At 45.2% G+C, this 14625-nt stretch carries 9 protein-coding genes and 1 pseudogene; 4 read left to right on the forward strand and 6 right to left on the reverse strand.

The window, feature by feature from the left end; translation table 11 throughout:
* Nucleotides 1–41: 41 nt before the first annotated feature.
* Complete coding sequence (locus C8R30_RS00870) at nt 42–1871, reverse strand: DUF7453 family protein (RefSeq protein WP_090666053.1); 1830 nt, start codon at nt 1869–1871, stop codon at nt 42–44.
* A 244-nt stretch (nt 1872–2115) separates the two neighbouring features.
* On the opposite strand from C8R30_RS00870, the gene C8R30_RS00875 reads away from it, so the two are divergent.
* The gene (locus C8R30_RS00875) at nt 2116–4137 is read left to right on the forward strand and encodes a TonB-dependent receptor family protein (RefSeq protein ID WP_244887957.1); all 2022 of its coding nucleotides are present in this window, start codon (nt 2116–2118) and stop codon (nt 4135–4137) included.
* 46 nt (nt 4138–4183) lie between these two features.
* On the opposite strand, the gene C8R30_RS00880 is transcribed toward C8R30_RS00875, so the two are convergent.
* Nucleotides 4184–5353 carry a DNA polymerase Y family protein gene (locus C8R30_RS00880; protein WP_107789306.1) on the reverse strand — a complete coding sequence of 390 codons (1170 nt, stop codon included), beginning with the start codon at nt 5351–5353 and terminating at the stop codon, nt 4184–4186.
* A gap of 137 nt (nt 5354–5490) precedes the next feature.
* Between C8R30_RS00880 and C8R30_RS00885 the strand changes: the two genes are divergently transcribed.
* Entirely contained in the window at nt 5491–6102 is a 612-nt protein-coding gene (locus C8R30_RS00885) for a response regulator (RefSeq protein ID WP_107789307.1), read from the forward strand.
* Here the strand turns inward: C8R30_RS00885 and C8R30_RS00890 are convergent.
* The 3 genes from C8R30_RS00890 to C8R30_RS00900 form a co-directional block, all read right to left on the reverse strand.
* Nucleotides 6099–8207: a hybrid sensor histidine kinase/response regulator gene (locus tag C8R30_RS00890; protein WP_258191897.1), complete on the reverse strand. Its 2109-nt coding sequence runs from the start codon at nt 8205–8207 to the stop codon at nt 6099–6101. The genes C8R30_RS00885 and C8R30_RS00890 overlap by 4 nt on opposite strands.
* 201 nt (nt 8208–8408) lie before the next feature.
* Entirely contained in the window at nt 8409–9395 is a 987-nt protein-coding gene (locus tag C8R30_RS00895) for an AfsR/SARP family transcriptional regulator (protein WP_107789308.1), read from the reverse strand.
* A gap of 228 nt (nt 9396–9623) precedes the next feature.
* Entirely contained in the window at nt 9624–11048 is a 1425-nt protein-coding gene (locus tag C8R30_RS00900; RefSeq protein ID WP_107789309.1) for a hypothetical protein, read from the reverse strand.
* A gap of 636 nt (nt 11049–11684) precedes the next feature.
* Between C8R30_RS00900 and C8R30_RS16325 the strand changes: the two are divergent.
* Nucleotides 11685–12047 (forward strand): annotated as a pseudogene (locus tag C8R30_RS16325) (OmpP1/FadL family transporter); the annotation flags it as partial.
* A gap of 100 nt (nt 12048–12147) precedes the next feature.
* On the forward strand, nt 12148–12942 hold the full coding sequence (locus tag C8R30_RS16330) for an OmpP1/FadL family transporter (protein WP_258191899.1): 795 nt from the start codon (nt 12148–12150) through the stop codon (nt 12940–12942).
* Nucleotides 12943–13179: 237 nt separating this feature from the next.
* Here the strand turns inward: C8R30_RS16330 and C8R30_RS00910 are convergent, their stop codons facing one another.
* Nucleotides 13180–14121, reverse strand: a complete 942-nt coding sequence (locus tag C8R30_RS00910; RefSeq protein WP_090666066.1) for a hypothetical protein — start codon at nt 14119–14121, stop codon at nt 13180–13182.
* Nucleotides 14122–14625 lie beyond the last annotated feature (504 nt).

The following is a 14625-nucleotide window of genomic DNA, read 5'->3' on the forward strand; positions in this document are numbered from 1 at the left end:
CTTCAGCCAGATGTAATGTTTGTTAGTTTTAGCAGTCGCAATCACTGTCCTGCTGTGCTCGCCCAGTCTTCGAGAAATTTGATTGTATTCTCAATCGTGTTGATGCGTTGAATACCTGGACCAAACTGTTCTCCAAGAACAAATACTTCTCCTCCACGGATACCAATATAGGAATTGGTGTCGGCATAATACCGATACAGATAGCCTTCGGCATTCTGATTGCGTGGGTTTGCAGGTGAGAATAATTCTGGAAAAAGTTGCTCAGCTAGCGTGAAAATTCTTTTTTCTTGTTCCCCATCCGTAATCAGAAAAATACCTCTGGATCCTTCAGAGAGTACGCCCGTGAAGATAATTTCTCCGCGATCGCTGAACTGCGTTATACTGCCGCCGACAGTTGATCCACCGTTTTTATACGCATTGCTTGCGCGATTGATATTGCCGATTTCTTTAAGTGTCCTGATTTGCTCATTAGCGAACAGTGTCATTCCCGTATTGGCGACCAACTCCATATCCAAGGAATTCTTGCCACGCCATATACTAATTTGTTGGCTTTCAACAAGATTCGAGGAATCTGCAATTAAGCTGCTGAAAGCAAATTGTCCTGTTTTGTTGATTGCGACTTGGTTGGTAAGAATGGCAAAGAACCAGGAATCACCTAAACCCGGGGGTGGGTCCCCCAATAGCGCAAGTGTAGAAAGCTGTGAAAGACCGGCTTCCTCGAGACTTGTATAGGGTTGTGTAGATCTCGGTTCTCCCAATAGTAGGGCCGTTCGCCGCTCCGTCTCTCTTGAGGCAACCAAGATGGATAAACCGCGATTGGTAGATTCTAGATAAGGATAAATTTTTGGGTTTTCGAGTCTTTCAGTAGGATCATCTGCAAGTATTTCGCCGTCCAATACCAACAAATCAAGTTTCCCGTCATTTTGGGCTACCCATACACTGCTTTGTGTCTTGGAACTCACTGTATCCTTAAGGACAGCAGTGAAGATTATCTCACTCTGGTCTGTAATGGTAGCTTTCAAAGGATATAAGCCAAGCGTGAAGATCGTGTTAGCCATGCCTGGAACAGCTGCACCTTCTGACAGAATGACTTTGGTTGTGCCGTTATGCCATTTGAAGAGACTTCGAGCGGGATTGCAAAAAGAGCCTGAGCTATTTAGTAATAACGCGCTGAATACACCTTCTCCGCTCTGATTGATGCTTAAATTGTTTATTCCAGTGAAGTTACAGCCATTGATAGGTGATTGGATCGGGGTGAGTGATGATAAATCCCAAAACCAGATACCCCAGCCAAGTGAATTAATGCCAGCAACTTCAGCTTGAATGAGCATTCCTGCATCCGTAAACACAAAATCCTGGATATTTCGTATGACCACACCTTCAGGGAAGCCAGGTGCTTGATCGCCGGTTCGGAGCACTAAGTGAGCTTGCCGATTCACAAATGCGAGTAATCCTTTATCGTTAACACTACTTACATTCCCCTTGAATTGCGCATTAAATGCAACATGGCCAGAATGTGTCACTACCATATTCAAACCAATAACGGAATCAAAGCTGATCCCTTCAGGAAAGCCGGAGGGAGAATCGTTTTCTTTAATAATCGCTTTGAGATTCCCCGGAAATCCTGCCCAGACTGCACTCGTATTATTTGCAGTAGCACGAACGCTTGTATCAGCAGCGCCAGCAAATGCGATATGGCCTGATGCACCGATAGTTGGATTATCAACATTCCAATAAACATAATTCGCAGGGAAATCGGCTGCAGGCTGTCCAATTTCAGCAATCAGCCTGACACTTGCCAAGAGTGAGGATGAGTAGAATGTGACGATACTGCAGATTAAAATGCTTAATAAGGTCTTGATCGGGGTCATGGCTTAGTTTCTCTTATCAAATTTTGTTCTTTTAGGGGTGTTTTTTTGAATTCTGCATAACATACCGTTAATCAGTACAATTCAATTCACTAAACAGGCAGTGAAATTCAATGCATATTGTAAAATTGAGTTAAAAAGGCATAGCGAAAACAATCTCCAGCCATATTCATTATCGATGCACGTTTACCAGAACCGCTTTGGCAGCAATTCATTAGGCAGCCTAGCTTCAATAATTGGATTTTTCTTGGCAGCAACCTTAGCTGAGGCGCAGCAAGCCAAACCCTCCGGAGCGGTTGTTTTCGATCCAATCACTGTGACTGCAACACGCACAGAAAAACTGCCGGAACAAATACCCAATGCGATTACCCCTATTAAGCGAAGTGAATTTACCGATCATCAGCCGGGAGCGACGCTAGACGAGTTCGCGCAGGGTACACCCGGTGTTTTTTTTCAGAATCAATATAATTTTACACAGGATTTACGGATAGCCATTCGTGGTTTTGGTGCACGTTCACCATTTGGTGTGCGGGGTATCCAATTGCGTGTGGACGATATTCCCCAAACGCTGCCGGACGGTCAGACGCAATTAGACGCAGTTGATCCAGCATTGATTGAACGAATGGAGATCGTGCGGGGCCCGTCGGCATCATTGTTCGGCAATGCATCGGGTGGCATGATCAGTATCACTACACGCTCACCACGTGAGAAATTTGAACTGTCACCACGTCTCGTTTTTGGCCAATACGGTTTTCTGAAATCGGAATTATATGCAGGAGGGCGGATGGACTACTTTGACTATGGATTATTTGGCTCATATCTGCAGCAGAACGGTTGGCGCACTCATAGCAGCATGGAAAACTGGTTCTCACAGGTCAAGCTAAATTTCCAGACGTCACCCGATTCAGATTGGATGGTAATGTTTCATAAATTTTATTCACCCGATTCGAAAGATCCTGGTGCATTGACGCTTGCCGAGGTGAAAGACAACCCTCGGCAAGCGTCGGCGAATAACCGGCTATATAACGCCAGCGAAGCCATCAGCCAGGAACAATTTGCGATACGCTACCGCAAAAGCCTGACTGCCAATCAAACTTTAACGCTTGTTGCACACACTTTGCATCGAGATTTTCAGAATTTGCTACCCTTTACCAATGGTGGTCAAGTGGAATTCGATCGATGGACAGGGGGGCTGACGACCCAGTTTACAAGCGATCACACGTTGTTTGAACGTGCTAATCGCTTACTGGTGGGGGTCGATTACGCTATCCAGAATGATGACCGGCAGCGTTTTAATAACCATTTTGGCGTGCGAGGTGCGACGAATCTCGATCAGGTCGAACGCGTACAGAATGTTGGGCCCTTTTTTCGCAACGAATGGCGCGTAACCAATAGCCTGGATTGGGTAGTGGGGGGACGCTGGGATTGGCTGCATTATCGGGTAAAAGATGCCTATCTTGTCGACAACGATCAATCGGGGAAGCAGACGCTTTCTCAAGTGAGCGGTACAACGGGGTTGGTATATCGCCTGCATGACAACCATCAAATTTTTACCCATATTGCATCGGTATTTGAAGCGCCTACAACGACGGAACTGATCAACAATCCAGCAGGAATAGGAGGGTTCAACCGCAACCTCAAAGCGCAGACATCCTTGAGCAAAGAGATCGGATTACGCGGAAAGCCAGGCGGTTTTGAATATGAGGCGACATTCTTTCATATTCATACCCGTAATGAGATTACACCTTTCGAGCTGCTGGATGCGCCTGGCCGGGCATTTTTTCGCAATGCGGGAAAGTCGCGCAGGCTCGGTGTTGAAACTCGGCTGGCCACACCAATATGGAATGGATTCAGAGGCGAAATTGCCTATACCTTTTCAGATTTCGAATTCGAGCGCTACATTGTCGATGATATCGATCTGAGAGGGAACGCTTTTCCTGGTTTACCAAGGCATCGATGGGAAGGGCGAGTGCGTTACACACATCCTACCGGTGTATTTGGGCAATTGCATGTTCATAGAGTCGGGGAGTTTTTTGTGAATGATACCAATACTGCCACTAATGATGCCTACACACTGGGACAGTTGTTGCTGGGTTGGGAAAAGAAGTATGGCTCGTTCGAGGGCTCTATATTTTTCGGTATCAATAATCTGTTTGACGAGCGGTATAACGCAAATACACGTATCAATGCCGCGTTTGGCCGATATTTCGAGCCAGGCCCACCACTCAACGTTTTTGGAGGGGCGCGTGTCCGTCTTGTTACGTTTTAACACGCCCTGAGAGGGCGTCATTCAAACCTGATCGTGTGAATGGAGCTTAATTCTGTTCATGCAGCTCAAAAGGCAGTTCTCCCTGTGTTGAATCTGAAATCTGTGGTAGTGAGTGAGGGGAAGACAATGTGCTGACCCGTATGCCGAGCAGCCGTAACTTTTTCTCGATCGGTACGCGCCGTAAACATTCTCTCGCTGCACGTCGTATCGAAATATCGTCAGCGATATAAGTAGCCAATGTGGTGTCGCGCGTAACAGTCCGGAAATCCTCGAAGCGTAGTTTGATACCAATGGTTCGCCCTACATAACCTTTGCGTTGTAAATCCTGAGCAATTTTTTTGCACAGATGAGTCAACGCTTCAGATAAAGCAGCGCGGTCAATGCAGGGGTGAAGATTACGCTCAAAAGTCGTTTCCCGGCTGATCGATTTGGGTTCCGAGCAGGTAATGACAGGCCGTTGGTCAATACCGCGGGAGGCCTCATGTAACCAAATCGAATAGCTGCGACCAAAGTGCGTTTGCAGGAAACCCAACTTAGCTTGTGCCAGCTCAGCGATTGTTTCGATACCCAGCGAGATCAACTTTTTTTCAGTTTTAGGACCGATACCGCTGATTTTGCGCACAGGTAGCGGCCAAATACGCCTTGGAATATCGGCCATCTCCAGAAGTGTGATGCCATCCGGCTTTTCAAGATCAGAACAGATTTTTGACAATAGCTTGTTTGGCGTGATGCCGATCGAGCAAGTGAGGCCGGTTGCGACAAATACAGCTTGTTTGATGCGTTTTGCAAGCGTCAGACTATCTTCAGGCAATAAACTGAGATCGATATAGATTTCATCGATGCCAGTATCTTCGATCTGAGGCGTAATTGAGGCCACTGCGGCTTTGAACAAATGAGAATAATGGCGATATGCCTCAAAATCAGCAGGAAGCAAAATTGCATCGGGAGCGAGTTGCGCTGCTTTCATCATCCCCATTGCCGAGAAGACACCCAATGCACGTGCTTCATAGGTGGATGTCGTCACCACCCCTCTGCCAACATAATCACGCAGCCTTGAAAATCGTAAACTCCCGTCTGCTTGCATGACCGGCTTATGATCGGAACGCCCGCCAATGACGACCGGCAGGCCACGTAATTGGGGATATCGTAGTAGTTCTACTGATGCGTAGAAAGCATCCATATCGAGATGAGCAATTCGACGAGGCAGAGTAATCATAGTGATGAGCGATAAGTATGTACTTATAGATTCATAGTAGAAAAAATAGAATTTTGACTAAATATTTAATTCTACGTATATTTCTTTTCTCTTAAAGGTAAAGTTGCGCTTTTTTATTTAGAAGTCACAGATAAGTTATGAATATACTTTTCATCGAGGATCATGTACTGGTTAGAGAGTCGATAGTCTATGTACTAAAAAAATTGTATGAAGATATATTTGTAATTGAAACTTCAAGTATTCCTGAAGCTTTGCAATTAATTCCCAATATGAAATCGCTTGATATGGTTTTGCTCGATATAGCGTTACCAGGAGTAGATGGTTTAACTGCATTACCGGACTTACGTAAAGAATTGGGGGCATTGACACCGATAGTGGTGCTAACCGGATCGGATGATTCTGACATCCTCAGAAAAGCTAAGGAAAGAGGTGCAACAGACTGCATTCATAAAAATTGCAACAGAAACGAATTGGTAAATCGTCTGAAATTTATCATAGATACCACTTCCGAACAGGCACCACCCGACACAGATAACCTATCTCATGAATCCTTAACTTTGCGGGAAAAAGAAGTTCTACAATTGATTGCTAGGGGAGATCAAGACAAAGTTATTGCATTCAAATTAGGAATCACTATTGGCACCACAAAAAATCATATTGGCAAAATCTTACTGAAACTGAATGCGACCAATAGGATGTGTGCCGTACTGAAAGCAATTGAACTCCGAATTATTCCTCCATTAGATTAGCTTTTTTTCTCATTTTCTCTATCGCTATCTAATAGCTCTTGAATAGTTGAACGGAGCAATGGCAGTTCTACTGGTTTATGCAACAATCGGAAGCCGCTCGCAATAGCTTCCTTGAGTCTTTCTGGAGCGGTATCCCCGGTTAGCAATATCACTGGTAAAGGGTATAAAAAGCAGCTCTGAATTTTTTTTCCCACTTCAATACCAGACTCACTCTCAGCAAGCCGATAGTCGATGATGAGTAGATCTGGCTTTACTTGATAGCGATCAATCTGCTTGAAAGCTTCATCTGAAGAAAGGGCAGTGATCACCTGCCGACATCCCCAATGTGTCAGTAATCGACGCATTCCCTCTAATACCGACATGTCATCATCCAATAGAAGGATCGAGTATTTGGTAAGAGAAGGTACAACTGGGCGGTTCGTCAATTTTACATCATGTATTTCATGAACAACTCTAGCCTGTGGCAAGGTTATCGAGAAACAGGAACCACGGCCAAGATTTGAGACTACTTTAATTTCATGTTTTAGAAGATTGGCTAGCCGCTTGACAATAGCAAGCCCTAACCCAAGCCCTTGCCGTCGATCCCGCGCCGGATTACTCACTTGGTGAAATTCAATGAAAATTTCATCGAGTTGATTTTCAGGAATACCGCGGCCATTATCAAAAACCTGGATTTGAACATTGTCGCCGCGTGACCGTGCTGCGACCAGAACACGCCCATTCTCGGTATATCGCAGTGCATTACCGATCAGATTACGCAGTATACGCTCTAACATAGTGGGGTCGCTGCGAACAGAGATGGATGTGTGGCGAATTTTCAATCTATTGCGGTTTTCCAACGCAATCGGCATAAATTCCGACTCTAGCTTAGTAAAAAGGGTTGCAAGCTTAAAGTTGGCTATTTTAGGCTTGACTACCCCTGCGTCTAATTTTGATACATCCAACAAAGCGTTGAGCATTGAGTTGATAGCACCGATAGACTCGTCTATCTGGGTAATCAATATATTGTTCTCAGGTTCGCGCACACGATCGGAAAGCTCTGCAAAAAACAAACTGAGCGCATGGATAGGTTGACGCAAGTCATGGCTGGCTGCAGCCAGAAAGCGGGTTTTGGCCGCATTGGCCAGTTCTGCCGTTTTACGTGCTTTTTCAAGGGCGCGTTCACGCTTGATCAAATCGCTGATATCCGTGTAAGTCAGTACTCGTCCCCCATGCTGCAATTCAGTTTGTCTTATTTGAAAAATTCGTCCATCATTCAAGCGAAGCTCAGCGCTTTGTATTGATTGCATTTTCAGTGGAAGTTCACTCAAAATGGATTCGATATCGGTATCGACCGTGATATTGTTTCCTGCTGGACCCAACAAATCGACAAATTGTCGATTCCACATACGAAGCTTACCCTCCCGATCGGACATGCTGATTCCTTGGTTCATGTTTTCCAGAGCGGTTTCCAAAAGCAAGGATTTTTCTTCGCTCTCAAGGCGCAGCGCAACATTTTCGAAATTCAGGCGCAGCGCAGAATCATAAATTCGTCCAATTTTAAAGCTGCCGAAAAGCCCGCATAAGGCAGAAACAGTCAGAATGAAGCCAAAACTAAAACTCTCATCGGTTCCTTGTACAAACAGGGGAATAACGAGTGAGCCGATAGTTGGAATAAAAAAAACGATAACTGCCGGCATGTAATTGAACCACGACAAGATTGCACCCATCGACACGAAGTAAGTAGTGATCGACATCACCAACAAGGTGTAAGGTTGTGCCTCATCTATAAACAGTAGGTTGGCAATGCCCCAGCATGACCCCGAGGTTGCCGCCCCGACGAGTAAAAAGAATTTGATCTTTTTGATATCTGAAGGATTTTGGGGATTAATACGGCTTCTATAAAATTGAAGGTAAGCCCATCTAGTAAAATTGATGGCATTGAGTGCAATGAACCAGGTAAGGAGAGTGTATCGGGAAACGTTATTCCAAAGCACCAAAACAAGAACGATGGTAAACACCAGTACCGCTAGGAACATGAAAATTCCCTGTTCCGTTGCTGTCCGTATACGTTCAACTTCAATCTCGACTTGAAACTTCTGCGCTACGTTTTCAGGGGTTTTCATGGCAAGTGCTCATGATATAAATATATGGCTGATAGCTATCGATTCCCAAATAAATTCCAATACTGGTTAAAAGCCAGGATTGAAGTTTCGTTTATATTCTACCGATTTATAGATTTATGAGAATGCTCTGAAAAATAAATGTCGCTTGGTATATCTCACCTAACCGTTCGATCAATGGCAAATTAGTGGAAAACCGAATGCTTATGCAGCTATTAACTTTTGATAGAGGAGCGAGGTTTCCTGGCTAGGGCCAATGCCCAGATGAGAACGAAGCGCATGACGCAACCGCTGGTAAGTAAATAGCGCTTCAGTACGCCGACTGAGCCGAGCATAACAAATCATAAGACGGTGATAGAAAAGTTCCGCCACAGGTTCAGCTTCGATTGCTTTGAGATAACAGGCCGCTGCATCCTGCCATTTACCGTTTTGCTCGAGTAAAGTGCCGAATCGTTCCGCCATGTCCACATAATGAGCGCGCAACCGGTCACGGAAATTCAATACCCAACATGCGGATTCACCTTCCAGAAAGCAACCGCGATACCAGTCGAGGGCTTGCTGAATCGAAATCGGGGTGGCATCCGGTAGATGTGCCACCCTATTAAACACTAAGCTATCCACCCAGACAAAACCTGGATCGAAAGATAGATAGCGATCTTTCATTCTTATAGATTGTTCATGATTCAGCAATTTACGCAAACGATGCAGCGTGGTTCTGAGCGCCTGTTCTGCGGCATCTCCATTCGAATCTGGCCACAGATCGTCGATCAGACGACTCTGGCTGGCTTGTCCACCATAAGCACACAAACATTTGAGCAGCTCAAGAGGCTTGTGCTGAGTCTTTCGAGCAAAATGAAGTGGCACTCTATCAAGTAAAACCTCAAAACGGCCAAGCGTAAAAACTCTGATCGGCCAGGGCCAGGACTCGAGTTCGTGTGATTCGGCTTTGATATGATGACGGCGGATCAGGCTTTGTACGTAGATCACTTCGATACCAGATTGCAGTGCAAGTGCGAGTAGATGTGACAGCACCGATGGATCCCACTGGTAATCGGGTAGAATAAAATTATTTTCATGACCGATCCGTAAGCCTGCCCGCAATGGAATAAGCGCTTTCTCCATGTTACCTTCCTTCAACCAGGAATGGGCCTCAATCAGGAGATATTGATATTCATTAATCTTATTTATCATGATTTATACATACAAGTCGTAGTTGTAGGTAAATAATCTCCAGCAGTTCCTCCATATTGCCTATCTCCAATAGAAGCTTGATAAGCTTCCTACTGAAGAAATGCTGGCATCAACATTTACCCTGCTTCATCTGATCTGTTAATCACTGCTTCTACTTTACGTTCGACGGAACCTTGTAACCGATTCCGTCTACACGAATTCAAGATGCTCTATTACATCGCAATGTGCTTAGAATCCGGCGGCCATTGCATCCGGCAAAAAGTCGTCTACGGTACCAACCAGCGTAATAGAATTGCCGTCATAAAAATAAATGTGATCATCTTGCTCACCTAGCGCATTACCATTCTCATACACCCGGGCGTAATAACCGAAAACATCCTGAGAGGTTGGATGATTGGGAAAGAGATCGGAATAGATACTTTCCGCCCAATTGTATAGCCGGTCAGCGGTTGGCAGTGAGGTGAGATCTGGAGGAATCATCCATTCAATTTCATTACCATCGGCGTCATAGCGCTTCGCGTATACGCCATAGTCGCTGCCATCCTGGCCATAAGAATCCCAACTCACTACGAATCCACCGTCAGCAAGCGCTGCAACCGATGAGTTGGATTGGTGGCCGGTTGACGTAGTATTGACGCGGAATTCGCCACCCTGTATCTCACCATTGGCATCATAGCGTTGTGCGTATACACCAAACCCATCGCCATCCTGGCCAAAAGACTGCCAGGTCACCACAAATCCCCCATCAGTGAGTGCCGTAGTCGATCGGCCCACTTGATCACTGGCTGTTGCAGTATTGATGCGGAACTCTCTCCCCAATTCTGCACCGTTGGCATCGTAGCGTTGTGCGTAAACGCCATAACCACTGCCATCCTGGTTATAAGAATTCCAGGTCACCACGAACCCACCATCGATGAGTGCCGTAATTGATGGAGCCATCTGGTGACTGGCCGTAGTGGTATTGACAAGAAATTCAGCACCCTGCACCTCGCCCACGGAATCATAGCGCTGTGCGAATATGCCATAGCTATCGCCATCCTGGCCATGAGATGCCCAACTTACCACGAATCCGCCATCAGAGAGTGCCGTGATTGAAGGGTTAATTTGACTGCTAGTCGTCGTTGTATTGACAAGAAATTCTCTACCCAACTCTGCACCGCTGGCAGTGTAGCGCTGTGCGTATATTCCAAATTCGTTGCCATCCTGGTTATAAGAATTCCAGGTCACCACGAATCCGCCGTCGGCAAGCGCAGCAACCGACGGATTCGATTGATTATCGGCTATAACAGTATTGATAAGAAATTCACCGCCTTGCGCTTCGCCGTTGGCAGCATAGTGCCGCGCGTATACGCCAAGACCATCGCCATCCTGGTTATAAGACTCCCAACTCACCACGAATCCGCCGTCGGCAAGCGCCGCAATCGATGGAATCCGTTGGCTGTCAGTATGATTAGCTTTAGTATTGATGCGAAATTCATCGCCCCGCGCCACGCCACTGGCATCGTAGCGCTGCGCGTATACATCAAAGAAGCCATCCCCATTTTGGTTATAGGATTGCCAGCAAACAACAAATCCACCATCGGTAAGCGCAGCAGTCGATGGGCCTCCTTGGTAATTGGTCATATAGGTATTGATCAGTGTATCGGTAATCATGATTCCTCCTTCAACCATTGCAGTTATTTGTCAGATAAAATAAAAACGTATCTGTTAAATATTCGTTTAATGGTAGATTCAACGAATAGTGGGGAACAGTGTGCATCAACTGCATTCATTCAAAAATATGCAATTGGAACTATAACTTGTGGCAGATATCTGCCTGAATTGAACTTAGGGAAGGATAGAAAAAGAAAGAATGGGCATTGCGCTTCTATTGGTTCGTATACTGAAATTTTGGGAATGATGATAACTTTGTCATGGTTGAACGATCTGGTGGAATAGGCCAAAAGACATATGTCCACTGATATCTGCTCACGGAATGAAAAGAGCGTCAATCATCGATCTATGGTCAATCGACTCAGTATCGCCTATTGCTAAAACCAGTTGATAACATCCCGTCAGCTATTCCGTAGAAGTGTATTATCAATAAATACGTTAAATAGGCGGATTCACAATACGACCCAAACTACCAAGCTTCAGACAAACCTGGTCTGCTCAATTCTGATATCTGCAATGAGCCTATTCACCATACCTTTTCGAAAAGCATCTTATCTTTATCGATCATACGCGTGTTATCTAAGTCAGTACTTGTTTTGGCTTTCAGCTCCGGCATTGAGCGCAGGTATTGCCGTAATGGAGCAAAGTGTCAAGGAGTTGGGACAAGCTTTTTCAGGTGCTCCAGTCAATATAGATGATGGGAGCATGGTTTTTTTCAATCCGGGTGCGATGAACCAGGTCCGCGGTAAATTGATTTCCGTCGCAGGATACGTCATTGCACCCTCTGTCGCCTTTCAAGATAGTTCTTCGCATTTAAGTCCATCGCTTGGGGGAATGCCTATTCTTGGAAACAATGGAGGTGATTTAACCGACCCGGTTTTCATTCCAAATTTTTATTATGTACATGAACTGACGGAGAGACTGGCATTTGGTTTCGGAGCCAATGTGCCCTTTGGGATGCGCAATAGCTATCATCCGGATTGGAAAGGACGATATCAAGCTATCGACTCAGAAATTATGACATTGAATATCAATCCATCGTTATCGCTACAGTTAACTGAAAAAACTTTCATTTGGCGCGGGCTTCAATGCTCAGTACCTGCATGCCAAATTAACCAATGCGATCGACTTTGGGGCGATTTGTTTCCAAGTTGTGGGAACCACGCCGTGCGCCAATCAGGGACTGTCTCCACAAACTGCAGACGGTTATACGTCGCTCAAAGGTGATAGCATAGGGATTGGATATAATTTCGGTGCTTTCTACGCTATGAATCAAGATACCCATTTCGGCGTCAGTTACCGATCAAGGATCGCTCACGATGTTCGAGGCAGAGCAGATTTCTCCTTGCCCGATAGTGCTGTTGCGCTGGTCCAAGGCAAAGCTTTCATCGATTCCAACGCTCGTACAGCAGTCACCTTGCCTGATAATGTTTTGATCGGCTTCTCACATCATTTTAACCCCCGCTGGATGATTTCCGCGGACGCTTTATGGACAAACTGGAGTCTTATTCAGGAGCTCAGAACAAATTTCTCGTCGGCACAACCTGATGATATCCAGCATCTAAAATGGAAGGATACTTGGCGATATGCTTTTGGTATCAACTATTTTTCGGAAAGCAATAAGTGGGTTCTAAGATCGGGATTTGCATACGATCAAACACCCGTTCCCGATTCACAGCACAGATTGCCACGTATACCGGATAGTGATCGTTTTTGGCTAACAGCAGGTTTCACCCATAAGCTCCAAAAAAATATCCATATCCACGGCGCTTATGCGCACTTATTCCTGCAAGACTCCCTTATCAATAGAAGAGGCCCTGTTAACGATTTTCTCGTGGGGCAATATTCTGCACAAATCAATATTATTGGTTTTCAGATGGATTTGAGATTCTAAAATATATTCTGGTTGTATGGTACCCACTCATCTACTGGGTTTATGGTAACGAATCTGTCGGATTCAACGGCGTATATTTCCACTCGGGCGCCTGTGAATCTGTGTCGCACAAAGTATGGGCAAAGCACTCCACATACACGTTCAAGCACAGGAAAAGTGCATAAACAGTTACTCTGCAGGCGTCAATTCCAACAAATACCTTTCCTGCGAGGGATCCGCGCAGCGTAAGCTTGGAAATTAAGTAGCTATATTCTCATTGTTATTCAACTCCCAGGCTACACTATCAAGACTATTAACTCTAGCAGTTAGATCGGACAGGTCATTCCAGACAGTAAACGGATCAACGATATAGAATGCATAACGTGCACGGCAATAATTGGTGGCTACCGTCCGTGTCTGAGTACCAACATTACCAGTAGCATCAAATGAAAAAGGAGGAATACACAATAAATTGAACAGCTCAGCCTTCTCTAGTGCCCAGATACCCTGTTTATTAACTTCGAGTCCAGGGGCAGATACCTGCTCATCAGTAATGGTTACGCCATCATCCCCATCCGGGTTGAATGCAAAAGATCCTGGTGTTGCCGTCATTGGATCGATACCTGGTATTGCGTCAGGTGTTGCAGCAGGGCGTGTAGTGGGTGCGGGAGCCACTAATCGAACAAGCTTTGATTCTTGTTCAAGCACTTTTCCTACATAACGGGTGTGCAGAGGTAATACGGAGACATTGAGAAAGCGCTCGGTCACACCGGTGATAGTATCGCGAATCGTTAGATTAAATAATTCTTCCACGCCAATTTCAGGACGCGTATTGTGGTCAATTCGTAATCTGAGCTGCTCTCCCCATTTACCCGGTGATGATGCAATCAGATTGAGCGTATCGGCTATGCCAGTTGCAGCTGCCCCATTATTAACGACCCTTATGATCAATGCAGCTGATCCACCATTCTGAAAAAATTGATTGACCGCATAGGTCATTGGACTTTGACGCCAGAGACCACCAAAGTCTCGCTCAAACTCCGAAAAACTCTGAATGCGTATAGGCCCCTCCGTATCAAGTGGCCCTCTTTGTGTTGGCCCAATAAATGCAGCAATCGACGTCTTGACACGGGTTATAGTTCGAATTCCACTGGGAATTTCTTTGATATAAACACCCGGGTAACTCATTGCAGTTGGCATTTGCAACCTCCTTTTTACTTTTAGCGTATATCAAACAGCTTTTTTGGTTAGCATAATCCGGCTATTGACTTTAAGCTTTTAAAATCTTATAAAGCCTTGTTTGTTTCATCCAAGATCGCCTCGCAAATAATTTAAATTAAGCTTATTAATTTGGAAGTTACAGATCAGTTACACGTCAGTTACAAATAAGTTCTATAGCCTGGCTAGTTAAAGCTTGAAACCCGATTTGATACTGTTTTGCTTAAGCGTAGTTCAACAAACCATCGGAAAGCTAGTTGCATTCATTATTCAGAGTGGATCATAAGCAATACCTGGGCAATACCTGGGCAATACCTGGAAGAATAAAAGCAGTTATCAGCAGTCGTTCTGGAAGTATCGAAGGGCGGTGTTCATTTGAATATACAGTATCAAATTGGTGATCTGATCAATCTTCACACTGCTTAACTGAATAGCCATTACCAAAACCAGTGGTCCCTTAGTGATATGAAGTTCTCGGGCTAGCGC

Source organism: Nitrosomonas nitrosa (genome assembly GCF_003051105.1).
In the GTDB taxonomy this organism is placed as follows: Bacteria; Pseudomonadota; Gammaproteobacteria; order Burkholderiales; family Nitrosomonadaceae; genus Nitrosomonas; species Nitrosomonas nitrosa.

Coding starts and splice junctions, on each gene's coding strand:
- C8R30_RS00900 (WP_107789309.1), bottom strand. CDS start 11,048: ATGATTACCGATACACTGATCAATACCTATATGACCAATTACCAAGGA.
- C8R30_RS00910 (WP_090666066.1), bottom strand. CDS start 14,121: ATGCCAACTGCAATGAGTTACCCGGGTGTTTATATCAAAGAAATTCCC.
- C8R30_RS00885 (WP_107789307.1), top strand. CDS start 5,491: ATGAATATACTTTTCATCGAGGATCATGTACTGGTTAGAGAGTCGATA.
- C8R30_RS00890 (WP_258191897.1), bottom strand. CDS start 8,207: ATGAAAACCCCTGAAAACGTAGCGCAGAAGTTTCAAGTCGAGATTGAA.
- C8R30_RS00870 (WP_090666053.1), bottom strand. CDS start 1,871: ATGACCCCGATCAAGACCTTATTAAGCATTTTAATCTGCAGTATCGTC.
- C8R30_RS00880 (WP_107789306.1), bottom strand. CDS start 5,353: ATGATTACTCTGCCTCGTCGAATTGCTCATCTCGATATGGATGCTTTC.
- C8R30_RS00895 (WP_107789308.1), bottom strand. CDS start 9,395: ATGATAAATAAGATTAATGAATATCAATATCTCCTGATTGAGGCCCAT.